This window comes from Neobacillus citreus (assembly GCF_018343545.2).
GTDB classification, from domain to species: domain Bacteria; phylum Bacillota; class Bacilli; order Bacillales; family Cytobacillaceae; genus Neobacillus; species Neobacillus citreus.
Genome location: NZ_JAGYPE020000056.1, coordinates 1 through 12639 on the forward strand (window position 1 = coordinate 1; position 12639 = coordinate 12639).

General features: G+C 40.0%; 14 protein-coding genes. 1 reads left to right on the top strand and 13 read right to left on the bottom strand.

Features of this window, described 5'->3' with window-relative positions:
• From KHB02_RS23045 to KHB02_RS23085, 9 genes are all read right to left on the bottom strand, one after another.
• Nucleotides 1-1252, bottom strand: a 1252-nt coding sequence (locus tag KHB02_RS23045) for a glycosyltransferase family 2 protein (protein ID WP_241114030.1), incomplete at its 3' end; no start/stop codon positions are given.
• Nucleotide 1253: 1 nt separating this feature from the next.
• The gene (locus KHB02_RS23050; protein WP_213144232.1) at nucleotides 1254-2030 is read right to left on the bottom strand and encodes a cephalosporin hydroxylase family protein; all 777 of its coding nucleotides are present in this window, start codon (nucleotides 2028-2030) and stop codon (nucleotides 1254-1256) included.
• Nucleotides 2031-2068: 38 nt separating this feature from the next.
• On the bottom strand, nucleotides 2069-2974 hold the full coding sequence (locus KHB02_RS23055) for an NAD-dependent epimerase/dehydratase family protein (RefSeq protein WP_213144233.1): 906 nt from the start codon (nucleotides 2972-2974) through the stop codon (nucleotides 2069-2071).
• Nucleotides 2971-3501, bottom strand: coding sequence for a dTDP-4-dehydrorhamnose 3,5-epimerase (gene rfbC / locus KHB02_RS23060; RefSeq protein WP_213144234.1), 531 nt, complete (start codon nucleotides 3499-3501; stop codon nucleotides 2971-2973). The genes KHB02_RS23055 and rfbC overlap by 4 nt, the downstream gene beginning before the upstream one ends.
• Nucleotide 3502: 1 nt before the next feature.
• Nucleotides 3503-4735, bottom strand: coding sequence for a class I SAM-dependent methyltransferase (locus KHB02_RS23065; RefSeq protein ID WP_213144235.1), 1233 nt, complete (start codon nucleotides 4733-4735; stop codon nucleotides 3503-3505).
• A 4-nt stretch (nucleotides 4736-4739) separates the two neighbouring features.
• Complete coding sequence (rfbG, locus tag KHB02_RS23070; RefSeq protein ID WP_213144236.1) at nucleotides 4740-5813, bottom strand: CDP-glucose 4,6-dehydratase; 1074 nt, start codon at nucleotides 5811-5813, stop codon at nucleotides 4740-4742.
• Nucleotide 5814: 1 nt separating this feature from the next.
• A complete protein-coding gene (rfbF, locus tag KHB02_RS23075) occupies nucleotides 5815-6585 on the bottom strand; it encodes a glucose-1-phosphate cytidylyltransferase (RefSeq protein WP_213144237.1) in 771 nt (256 codons plus the stop codon).
• A 371-nt stretch (nucleotides 6586-6956) separates the two neighbouring features.
• The gene (locus tag KHB02_RS30085) at nucleotides 6957-7964 is read right to left on the bottom strand and encodes an alpha-helical endospore appendage domain-containing protein (protein ID WP_420848111.1); all 1008 of its coding nucleotides are present in this window, start codon (nucleotides 7962-7964) and stop codon (nucleotides 6957-6959) included.
• Nucleotides 7965-8456: 492 nt separating this feature from the next.
• Nucleotides 8457-9464, bottom strand: coding sequence for an alpha-helical endospore appendage domain-containing protein (locus KHB02_RS23085; RefSeq protein ID WP_241114031.1), 1008 nt, complete (start codon nucleotides 9462-9464; stop codon nucleotides 8457-8459).
• Nucleotides 9465-9825: 361 nt separating this feature from the next.
• On the opposite strand from KHB02_RS23085, the gene KHB02_RS23090 reads away from it, so the two are divergent.
• Nucleotides 9826-11208: a sugar phosphate nucleotidyltransferase gene (locus KHB02_RS23090; protein WP_213144239.1), complete on the top strand. Its 1383-nt coding sequence runs from the start codon at nucleotides 9826-9828 to the stop codon at nucleotides 11206-11208.
• A 74-nt stretch (nucleotides 11209-11282) separates the two neighbouring features.
• On the opposite strand, the gene KHB02_RS23095 is transcribed toward KHB02_RS23090, so the two are convergent.
• The 4 genes from KHB02_RS23095 to KHB02_RS23110 form a co-directional block, all read right to left on the bottom strand.
• On the bottom strand, nucleotides 11283-11567 hold the full coding sequence (locus tag KHB02_RS23095; protein WP_213144240.1) for an alpha-helical endospore appendage domain-containing protein: 285 nt from the start codon (nucleotides 11565-11567) through the stop codon (nucleotides 11283-11285).
• Nucleotides 11568-11740: 173 nt separating this feature from the next.
• A complete protein-coding gene (locus KHB02_RS23100; RefSeq protein WP_213144241.1) occupies nucleotides 11741-11968 on the bottom strand; it encodes a hypothetical protein in 228 nt (75 codons plus the stop codon).
• 74 nt (nucleotides 11969-12042) lie between these two features.
• On the bottom strand, nucleotides 12043-12330 hold the full coding sequence (locus tag KHB02_RS23105) for an alpha-helical endospore appendage domain-containing protein (protein WP_241114032.1): 288 nt from the start codon (nucleotides 12328-12330) through the stop codon (nucleotides 12043-12045).
• Nucleotides 12306-12639: hypothetical protein (locus tag KHB02_RS23110; protein WP_241114033.1), on the bottom strand; the 334-nt coding region annotated here is incomplete at its 5' end. The genes KHB02_RS23105 and KHB02_RS23110, both read right to left, overlap by 25 nt.

Here is a 12639-nt window from a genome sequence, read left to right on the forward strand (position 1 = left end):
CATATAAAAAATCCTTCCTACTTTCGTATCCTTTTTCTGTTAGATATTGTATATGAATGTTAGGCTGCACGGATGCAATAATCACAAAAGGACGAACGGGCAGTTCAGAAGGGTCCGTTAACTTCTCGAAGAAATTTGGTTGTGTGGATAGCGCGGATTCTTCAAGAAATCCGTGAACCGGTATATGATTCTCAGAGAAATATTTCCACCATAGTATGATACTTACTTGTAATGACCCTATTAAAATGATGGGACGTTCTTTTGCTAACTTTTGGAACCTAACTGCTGAACTTTCTATATTGGCGACAATTTGTTCAGGTGGTTTCTCTGTTGTCATTAATGCATTCATAAATTTATAAACGAACTCTGAATCAATGACTCGATCTTTCAAAAAGGGGGTGTGTTCAAAACAGCTCATTTGTACCCAGCTCATTTGTTGAAAGACAAGCACATCTAAGAAATCTTGAATAAGTTCCGAAGGCACATTTTTTTCTTTTAGAGTTAGATATAAATTTTTGATAAGTTGTGTATGAGATGTAGAGGCTATAGTTTGTTGTCTCTCGGGATTGGAAGTAATGGAATTAATTTGGTCATAATGGGTCTTCTCAGGGAAGTGACGATAAAAAAGTAGTCTCTCCTCTACCTTGACGGCACTCCCCAGCAAGAAAAGCTCTAAACAGAGAATAACATCTGGCCCATACTCCTCCATAAATAACCTTGTTTGTTTTAAATATTCAGATCGCCACAAACCATAAATAACAGACCCCATCCAGGTAACGTTTAAGAAAAATTGGTGCAATCGTTCAGTAAAAGTAAGATTAATTGTCTCTATTGCTTCGTGCTCATCGTTAAGATATTTGCCTTCCGTATCAATGATGGAAATTTCTGTTACACATATAATTGCCTCAGGGTGCTGGTTAAATTTTTGTAGACACTTGCTGATATAGGCTGGATGCCGCAAATCGTCAAAGGCTTGCCACATAAAAAAGTCACCTTTTGACAACTCAAAAGTCCGGTTAAAGTTTTTTGCGGCGCCAATGTTCGTATCATTTCGGAAATAGTGAATACGTGAATCTTTTTGTTGATACTCTTGACAAATTTGTGGTGTAGTATCAGTGGAGGCATTATCGGATATGATGATTTCGATGTTAGTGTATTCTTGTGATAACAGTGATTCGATTGCTTCTGCAATGTATTTTTCACCGTTATAAACAGGCAGACCAATACTGACCAAAGGCTTATGTTCAGTCATGTCACTCATCTTCCTTCATTCTTTTTAACCAGGCCGATGGCCAATGGGTTACATTTTGTGTAAGAGAACTTTCATTGAAGAGCCATGCAGGCTGTTCTAATGTAAACTCCGGATGCTCTTTTGCAAACTCCAAAACAGCCGTACACGGATTATCCTCTATCCAGCCTTTTTCCCCTCTAGGGACATCATGCAATTCCTTCATAATCCCGTCTGTTGCAACTATATATGACCCGCTTGAAACGAAAGGATGGTAAGCTTCAAGTTCTTTTTTTACATGGTCTTTTGAATGGCATGAATCTAAAATAACCAAAACTGTTTCTTCCTTTTTAATCATAGACTTTACTGTATTTATCGTATCGGCAGCAGCCGAATCGCCCTCAATCAAAGTAATATACGGGTATAGTTCATGACCTTCTATCGCCCGGCGATTATGAGGACGAATCTCAATATCAATTCCAATAACCCTTCCTTTTTCCATCGCTTTACACAGGCTTGCATAATAGATTAATGAACCGCCATGGGCAACGCCCGTTTCCACAATTACATCAGGCTTTATCTGATAAATCACTTCCTGTATACGGATTAAATCCTCGGGAAGCTGAATAATGGGTCTTCCCATCCATGAGAATGTATACACGTATTTCTCGTTCCAGCCGACCTTAGTCCAAATATCAGAAAGTATTTCAAAGGAGGTTTTACAATATAATGGAAGGGATTTTTGGCTGATTCCGTCATCAATGATTAACTGATTATTTTCTGAGTCAATGGTAATTTTCATGATCGCTCTCCATTCAGTTCTTTAATTTAAAATTCAATTTACACTTGATTTTTTCTCCACCAGGCTATGGTCCGCTCTAAGCCTCTATCTAAGTCAATTTTCGGGCTCCATTTGATCTCATCTTTTAGAAGTTTCGTGTTTGCCCCGATAAACAATGGCTCTGTATCAGGAAATGGAATTGCCCCAAGTTTTACTAATTCTGATTTACCTAATTTATCTGCAATTCTAGAAATCATTTCCTTTACCTGAATGGAATGTCCCGAGGCTATATTCACGGGTCCTTGCGCATCGCTTTCCAATAACGAAACAAACGCTTCTGAAGCATCCTCGACATGTAAAAAATCCCGATATTGCTCTCCGTGGGTGCATAAAGCTTGTTTATTGTTTATTAACGAGTTAATCACAGTGGGTACCAGTCTTGAACGGTGTTCCTTTGGTCCATATAAAAAAAATATTCGCCCCCAGGCGCTGCTAAGTCCTACGGATTCCGAAAACGAACGAACAAGACTTTGAAGCGCATTTTTAGCGGAGGCATAAGGGGGTTTGTTCGAGCAAGGAGTGATGTTTTCTGAAAGGTATCCATAGCTCCAATCGTATTCAGCGCAAGTCCCTGCAAATACAGCTCTTTTACCGCCATATTTCGCGAAGTTATATAGCAGCTCTATACTTGCTTGAACCCAAAGATAATTATTTAGTGAACGCCAATATTCCCCTGGTGTCGCTTCCCATGCGAAATGGAGCAAATGTGTTGGTTTAATGTTTTCGATCAGATTTCTGGTTTCTTTTAGGATCAATAGATCAGCTCTGTGCCATTTGCATTTCTTCATAGGGGTATTAACAAATTTTCTGCTAACCGCATGAACCTCAAAATCTTTTTCTATTAATTTCTTTATGACATGACTGCCAATCCACCCATTTGCCCCTGTCACAAGAATCCGCTTCATGTTTTAAAATCCCTGTAGGATTGATCTTTATTAGAGACGATAACATCCTTTATAGGCCAATCAATATGGAAGGCAGGATCATTAAACCTAACCCCTTCTGCATAATTCGGCTGATAAAATTCACTCATTTGATACAATACTTTGGTGTTTTCCTGCAATGTTTGAAACCCATGAGCAAACCCTTTTGGGACATATAGCATTTTCTGATTTTCCTCACTTAATCTAACGGCCGTCCATTGTTTAAAGGTTTTAGAATCTGGACGTAAATCGATGATGACATCATAGATTTCTCCCTTTATGCAGCTAACCAATTTAATCTCTTCATAAGGAGGTGCTTGAAAATGCATCCCGCGGATAATTCCTATTTTATTATTAAATGAGAGGTTAGTTTGAACAAACTGGGTGTCCAAATCATGGTTAAGAAACTCCTGTCTGCACCAAGTTCTAACAAAAGAGCCCCGTTCATCGTAATAAGGCTCAACTTCAATGATGTAGGCGCCTTTTAATTTGGTTTCTGTAAAAATCATCTTAAAGCACCTCAATTTCAGGAATTGCTACAACAAATTGGCCGCCCCATTCTCTTATAAAAGACATTTGGTCCATAATTTCTTCTTTCAAGTTCCACGGCAGAATAAAAACATAGTCCGGCTTTGTTTCAGAAATCATATCCGGCGCTTTGACAGGAATATGTGTCCCGGGTAAATACAGCCCCTGTTTAAAAGGGTTTCTATCAACTGTATAGGGAAGAAGTTCTTTCCCAATGCCGCAATAATTTAATAATGTATTTCCTTTTGCGGGAGCTCCATATCCTACAATTGTTTTTCCTGACTTTTTGGCCTGTATAAAAAATTCTAAAATCTTAACTTTTGTTTGCTTAACCAAATCATAAAATTTTTGATATGTGTCAAGACGGTGCAAGGATAGGCTTTTTTCTTTTTCAATCAGTTTCCCTATATTGGAATGAATGACTTTTGACCGATCTTCTTCATGCTTTGCAAAGATTCTCAGTGAGCCGCCGTGCGTAGGAATTTCCTCTACATCAAAAACTTCCAGATTATGTGCTTTAAATATTTCCTGAACGGTTAACAGGGAAAAATAAGAGAAGTGTTCGTGGTAGATGGTATCGAATTGATTTTGACAGATAAGGTTTAATATGTGCGGGAATTCTACAGTAATGACCCCTAAAGGGTGCATTAATTGTTTCATCCCGCCTACGAAATCGTGCAGGTCAGGAACATGGGCCAAAACATTATTTGCGATAATTAAGTCTCCTTTAAGGCCTTCGACAACTAATTGCCGGGCAAAGACCTTGCCAAAAAACTCAGTCCTAGTCGGAATTCCTTTCTCCATCGCTTTAAGAGCAACGTTTTCAGCCGGTTCCACTCCTAGGACGGGAATATTTTTTTCTTTAAAATATTGAAGTAAGTATCCATCATTACTAGCAATCTCAATAACCTTTGAATGGGGGCCGAGCTTAAATTTATCTATTACACTATTTACATAATTTTTTGCATGGTCTAACCAACTGTCCGAAAAAGAACTGAAATAAGCATAGTCTTTAAAAATATGTTCGGGAGATTCAAATTCTTCTAATTGGACTAAAAAACATTGGTCACATACATACGTATGCAATGGATAAAACGGCTCCATTTTACTAAGTTGATTTTCCTTTATAAAAGAATTTGCCAACGGGGAAACCCCAAGGTCCACAAATGTATGCTTTAAAGGAGACCGGCAAAAACGACAGGTTTTATCCGACATTTTCTCAAACTCCCTTTATTTGTTCGTATCTTTTAATCTGATTCACCGTAAATGGCCCCATCACTGTTCCTGACTCGTAATTTCTAAACCATTCGACCGTCCATTTAATTGCTTCCTTCGTAGATAGTTTAGGGACCCAGCCTAATAATTTTGAGGCTTTTGAACTATCAAGCTGTAAATAAGCAGCTTCGTGTGGATGCATTTCATTGTTTTCATAAGTAATGTCAATTTTTCTACCCCATAACTGCATTGTCATATTCAGAACATCCTGTACCGCAAATTCCTGACTAATCGACGGGCCAAAATTCCAGCCTCCGCCAAAGGACGAATCGTCCCACAGCCTTTCAGCTAGCTGAATATATCCACTTAACGGCTCCAGTACATGCTGCCATGGGCGAACTGCATTTCGATTTCTGACGATTAATTTTTTGCGTTCTAAGAAGGAGCGCATCAGATCTGGCACTAATCGTTCCTCCGCCCAATCCCCGCCGCCGATTACATTTCCTGCTCTTACTGAAGCTAGATTAATAGAAGGGATATGTTTGGTTTGAAAAAACGACCTTCTATACGATTCAGTTACAAGTTCAGCACAGCCTTTACTGGCACTGTACGGATCATGGCCGCCCATTCGGTCTTGTTCCTGGAAAGACTTTTTAATTATTGTGTTTTCATAACATTTATCACTTGTTACATTCACGATAACCTTGACGCTGTTTGTATGTCTTGCTGCTTCCAATACATGGGCTGTACCTAAAACGTTTGTTTTAAACGTTTCAATTGGGTTTTGGTATGATTTCCTAACGAGAGGCTGAGCTGCTAGATGAAAGATAATATCTGGCTGGTAATACTTCATTGTTTGTTCAAGTTGTTCAAAATCGTTTATATCGCCATAGCACGACTGGCATTCTGCTGCGGCATTCGTTAAATCAAATAGATTGGGGGATGTAGGTGGATGAAGCGAATAACCGATTACTTTTGCGCCAAGAGATGAAAGCCAAAGGGACAGCCACGTACCTTTAAACCCAGTATGTCCAGTTACAAAGACTTGTTTTTCGTTCCAGAATGCATGATTTGACATTTCACCACACCTTCCATGGAGCTTCATTCAAACGCCAATATTCCTCAAGCTTCATTTTATCTCTTAATGTATCCATTGGCTGCCAAAAGCCCGTATGCCTAAAGGCTGCTATCTGTCCCAATTCAGCCAAACGCTCGAGTGGTTCTTTTTCCCAAGCCGTTTGATCTCCTGCGATATATTCAAGGACGGCGGGTTCCAATACAAAAAATCCTCCGTTAACCCAGTTGCCGTCACCTTGCGGCTTTTCTTTAAAGCCAGTCACTGCATCTTTAGCTGCTATGCTTAACGCCCCAAATCTTCCAGGAGGTTGAACTGCCGTGACTGTTGCTAATTTCCCATGTTTTTTATGAAATTCAATTAAATTTTCTATATTGACGTTGCTAACTCCGTCGCCATACGTGAAACAGAAGGGTTCTTTATCCAAGAATTTTTGAACTCTTTTTAACCTTCCTCCTGTACTCGTATGTTCGCCGGTATCCACAAGCGTTACCTGCCATTGCTCCGAACTATTATTGTGAATCACCCGTTTATTATTGGATAGATCAAATGTAATGTCTGACATATGCAAAAAGTAGTTGGCGAAATATTCCTTTATCATATACCCTTTATAACCAAGACAAATAATAAATTCATTAATGCCGTAATGGGAATAAATCTTCATAATATGCCAAAGTATCGGTTTTCCCCCAATTTCAATCATTGGTTTAGGCTTGAATTCTGTTTCTTCACTGATTCTCGTTCCATAACCTCCAGCCAATATGACAGCTTTCAAATTCTCACCCCTTATGTGTAAGCATCTTTTTTATGGTATGCAACCACAAAATCGTAGGTTAACACTTTCTAAGCTTTGTATAAGATCGAAAAGTAATCGGAAAGGAAAGAGTTGAGGAAAAAAATAAACAGAAACACCAATGTGTTGTCTGTTTGTTTTTTTGAAAAGTTAGATGAGGAACGTATGAAAGGTTAATCGAAGAAGGTCAAGCTTAAAATTATGTAAAAACAGGGACATTGATAGAAAGAGAGGCGACCCTAAAGGGCGGCCCCACCGTTTGAGATTATAAAGAACTGTTTGTTTACCGTGCTTTTAGAACCACTAAAACTAATGACTGCTTTAAGGCTTTAGAGATAGTGGTCTACATATGATTATTCATTTTGTTCTTTCATTTGTTGCAGTAATATCTCCATTTTTGCTGCTTTTCCATTTTTATCTTCCTCTGTTGGTTGTGTAGCATGGAATTTTTGAAGCAATTGCTGGACTGTATCCTCGAAGCCTGCAGGACGTGCTAGGCCGAGCAAACCAGCGTCCCCAGTCTCACAAGTTGTAATATGCAATTCCCAACCACCAGCCATTATACCGGAATCGGCTAGTGCCTGGTCGATGATATAAAGATTCCATACTCCATTTGGATCCATTCCATTAAAGACGCTTAATAATGTATTTCCTGATGGTGCAGGTGCAGGTGGTGGGTAAGTGCCAAAAATTCCGTTGTTCGTAGGACGGTAAGTTCCTGAAACGATTGGAGTTGGTACTGTTGTCGCAGCATTGTCATCGAAGGTAAGTGTAACGTTATTTATGTCAGTTCCGCCCCCAGCACTTGACATTAAAATTGTATTAGGTCCTGTATTCCCAGCTGGTCCCACCAGCATGGCACTTATATCAGCTGGAAATGTATGTGACAAATTATTAAATGTTACTGTTACCTGTATGATAGAACCTGTTAAACCGGAAACTACAATTGGTGAAGGATAAGGAGCTGCCGGACCCTCGGTGCCTTCTGCTGGGATTAAAATCGGTGTTGTATTTGAAAAAGTTGTAGTTCTTGTCGTACATGTTGCTGTTGCGGCTACGAGATCCAAAACATTTTCAAACTTGAATTCTAACAACATTTCCTTTTTAATCACATCACGAAGGGTTCTTTGGACACTTGTATCAAGGGTAAAAAGATTTGTTAGCGAAACTGTTGCAGGAGAAAAAGTAGTACGTGCAGGGGTTAATGTTCCGAGAACGAATTGAAGCTTCTCTGCTTCTGCATTTAGCAAATGAGCTAAAGCCAGTTCTTCTAGTGCGATTGATCCAAGAAGCAGTGGAACAGTTTGTCCAACACTAAGCGAAATCGTGGGTGTAATATTGGGGATATTTGGATTAGACATTTAATCACTCCGTTTCATTTATTTATATAAGTTCGTTTTAGAACCTGATCTTGAACTAAAGCCCAGGAAAGAGGAATAAATCCTAACTGAAGGAATTCCTTAAAGGATAGTTAAGATTGCTAATTAGAGCTTATACACTCGTATAATACGAAAAAAGTTATAAATAGTACGGGCTTATTAACATGAAAATTGTATTAAAGCGTCCATTTTTTGAAACACTAGTATGATAGATTTTAAGTTAATGGAACCTTTTAGGTGATTTTCATTGGAATAGATTTAACCATTAAAGCTAAAGGTTCTGCTGAGTGTCCATTACACAGTCAGGTTATTGGAAGATCTAGGGAAGGGTATGGGAATACATTGACTGAGGATACGCAAAAAGAATATGTATTGGCAAGGGCTCAATTACCAATGATGAAAACTTGATACCATGATGGGGCAATCCAAAATCTGGATTGCCCCATTGATTTATTTTTACTGATTAACAATTTACTATAAACCGGAGAAGCTTATCGTTACCTGACCATCTCCAGTGCCGACACCGGCTGTGTTGACTTGGCTGCTGCCAGCGTTGTACGAACCGCCGCCACCGCCGCCGCCGCCATCAGCATTAACAGCATTAAAGCCGCCACCGCCGCCGCCGCCGCCTCCGGCAAAACCACCACCGCCGCCGCCGCCGCCGCTAGGAGCACTATCAGAGCCGCCGCCGCCGCCGCCAGCACCTAAACCACCGCTAGTACCATTACCTTGGGGACCAGTGCCGCCAGCACCACCGAAACCACCAGCAATAATATTGGTGCCGCCAGCACCACCAGTAGCGTTGAACAAAACAGTCGCGTCCCCGCCTTTACCGCCAGAACCAGTTATGCCGCCGCCGCCGCCACCTGCTGCAACCAGTAGTGTAGTTGAATTTAAAGTACTACCACGCCAAACAAACGATCCACCGCCGCCGCCAGCACCAGAAGTGGCATTATCGATACCCTTTTCCCCTACAAATATGGATAGAGTTTCTCCAGGGGTAACCGGAAAAGTTCCTTCTATTGATGCACCTAAGCCTCCTGTAGCAGATCCTAGGAAGTCTCCACCTTTTGCACCAATAGCCTGGATTCTTGCAGTAGTTGCAAAGTCGGGAACAGTAATCGTTGTAAGTCCTGGCGTTGTAAAGGTGGAAGTCCCTAAGTTTGCCAAAAATCCTGCCAAATCCAACGTATTTTCAAATTTGAACTCCAATAGCATTTCCTTCTTAATCACGTCACGAAGGGTTCTTTGGACACTTGTATCTACAGTAAGAAGATTCGTAATAGAAACGGTTGCAGGGGTAAAAGTAGTGCGTGCAGGGGTTAATGTTCCAAGAACGAATTGAAGCTTCTCCGCTTCTGCATTCAGCAAATGAGCCAAAGCGAGTTCTTCAAGAGCGATTGAACTAAGAAGCAACGGAACAGTTTGTCCTACACTTAGCGAAATCGTGGGTGTGATATTAGGGATATTTGGATTAGACATTAAAACACTCCTTTATTATTAATTTATATAAGTTCGATATAGAACCTGCACTTTAATTTAGGTAACTGTAAACAAAAAAAGGAATACACTGAGTGAATTCTATAAAAATAGACTAGTTAAGGTTACTAATTGAAACTTATACACTAGTAGCATACGAAAAAAGTTCCGAATAGTACGGGCTGGTCTCTCATTAAAAAAATTTTTTTGTTGGGGCTAAAAAAATCCAAAGTAACTACTTTCATTTTTATTTTTAATCAAGTATTCTTGGGAGTTTATCTATTACATAATGCTATATGCACTCATATGATAATAATTCAAATGGATTGATTTTTTGAAAATTTATTGCATAGAGGTGCATAAAATGAAACTTATATTGCTCTCAGGGGGATCCGGAAAACGATTGTGGCCGCTTTCCAATGACTCCAGATCGAAGCAATTTTTAAAAATGCTGACACGTACTAAAGATGAGCTAGAATCCATGGTCCAAAGGATCTGGCGGCAATTGGATTCGAATCAATTAAGCAATCATGCTTATATTTCTACCAGTAAAACACAAGTGGATATCATACAAAGCCAACTGGGGACTGAAGTACCGTTAATTATCGAACCGCAGCGAAGAGATACCTTTCCGGCCATCGCTTTAGCAGCAGCTTATTTGTATTCCATCATTGGTGTTAATCGAAATGAAGTCATCATTGTCATGCCTGTTGATCCATTTGTGGAAAATCAATTTTTTAATAAAGTCAAAGAATTAGAGGATGTCATTTTGGATTCAACGATGGATATCGCTTTAATTGGTGTACATCCTACCTATGCTTCCACAAAATACGGGTACATTATTCCGGAAAAAGGAAAAGGGGACTGTGAACAGGCGTGTGGATATATAAATGTAATCGGGTTTAAGGAAAAACCGACAGAAGAGCAGGCAAAGCACCTGATAAAAAATCAGGCCCTATGGAACTGCGGTGTATTTGCCTTTAAACTCGGCTATATGATTGATCAGTTGGAAAAAAGAGGTTTTCCTGCACAATATGATAAAGTAATAGAAAACTATAGTAGTCTGCCTAAAATAAGTTTTGATTATGAGATTGTCGAAAAGGCCAAGCGAATTGCCGTAATCCCCTACAACGGTTATTGGAAGGACTTGGGGACTTGGAATACATTGACTGAGGAGATGGAGACAAATATCCTGGGCAGCGGGTCAATTAGTCAAGATTGCACCAATACACATTTAATCAATGAATTGGAAGTACCTGTGTTTGTTTTGGGTGCTTCGAATATAGTGGTGGCAACGAGTCCCGATGGTATTTTGGTTTCTGAAAAATCAGCAAGCCACCAAGTCAAAGAAATTGTCAAAGATATGGAACAACGGCCCATGTTCGAGGAGCGCCGTTGGGGGTGGTATCGTGTCTTGGACTACAAAAAGTCAACTGAGGGAAAAGAGGTACTGACTAAGCGATTATTCGTATTTGCAGGTCATAACCTTAGCTATCAATATCATCATTACCGGAGTGAAGTTTGGGTGGTTGTTGAGGGGGAAGGGGAATTCGTTCTGGATGACAAATTGTCTTATGTAAAAAAAGGCGATGTGCTAACCATTCCTTTAGGCGCAAAGCATGGAATCGAGGCAAGTAGTGATCTTGAAATCATTGAAGTTCAAATGGGGAGTAAACTGGAAGAAGGAGATATTGTTCGGTTATTTATGTCTTGGGATGAAATGAAGAAATCCATTGGGAGTGAGTAAACTTTCTTCACGATAATTATAGTTAAAACTCTTGCAGAAGGGCAATCCAGTTCATTAGGATTGCCCTGAAGAGTTTAAAGTAGGAAATCAATCGTATCTTCAAGCTCAAACAATAACAAAATTTCTTTCGCAATGATTGCGCGCAGCACTCGTTCGGCTTTTCTATTTGCCTTTTTTAGGTCTTTCTTGGATGCTCTTTTACATTTAGCATCCTTCACTGTCTTTCGAAGTATTTTTACCTCAGTTTCTAATAAATTCGCCAGTGATTGTTCCATCATTGCAATGCCTGCAAGTTTCAGTGTAACGACATCCCGCCTTTTCGGGATATGAAAATCTTTTGGAATTTCCGGTAAACCCATTTTGGCCCTCCTCTTTTGGTTATGCTTTGTCCTGACTAAACCTCCGCAAATTTCTGCACATTATACCCTATGTTTTTATAGTCTTTTGGTGCAATAGAAAATACAATTCCGTTCTTTAGAGACTGAGTCCAAACTGGGTCCATAAATAAAACAGACAGCATTTTGCGGTCTGTTCATTTTAAAATTAACATCTTTCTCTTTTGGTCCGCCAGTCGCCTAAATTCTATAATAGAATCCCTGATAGCCTTTATATCTCTTAATACAATGAAAAAATCGTCTTTTTCCTCCATTGCTTCTTCCAGCATACTGACGGAATTTATAAGGTGACTGAAGGATGATTCAATATTGGAGAGAGATTCTGCAAACAATTGGCTATGCTTTTCACTAAAATGCGCCTCCATGTATATTTCCCCCTTTCCCATGGAAGACAAGACACAAGCGATTATTCTTTGCGGTCTTTACGATTTGTACGTCCTCAATGTCTTTTTTTGCATTTCTCACAAATAATTTTTTCCTTTTTAAGGACCTCTAGTGTATTTTCCAATTTCTTTAGTAAGAGCCATTCCTTCATCACAATGGTTTCGAGCATTTGTCTTACCGAATGATTTATATCAAGGATGTCATCATTACATGGTTTAGTAGGAAAATTGCCTTTTTTGCCTACAAAGGCTTTTATTTTATCGGCTTCTGCTTTGATAAGTTTGGCTAGAGCTTTTTCTTCCTTGGCAATAGATTCAATTAATTTAAACAGAACTTTTTCCAATGAGCGATTTTTGCGGCTACTACAACAACCACTGCTGCCACTGCTGCCACTGCTGCCACTGCTGCCACTGCTGCCGCTGCTGCCGCAGCTGCCGCAGCTGCCGCTACTGCCACTGCTGCCGCAGCTGCCGCAGCTGCCGTAGCTGTCGCTGCTTTCACTGCTGCCGTAGCTGTCGCTGCTTTCACTGCTGCCGTAGCTGTCGCTGCTTTCACTGCTGCCGTAACTGTCGCTACTTTCACTGCTACCGTAGCTGTCGCTGCTTTCACTGCTGCCGTAGCTGTCGCTGCTTTCACTGCTGCCGCTGCTTTC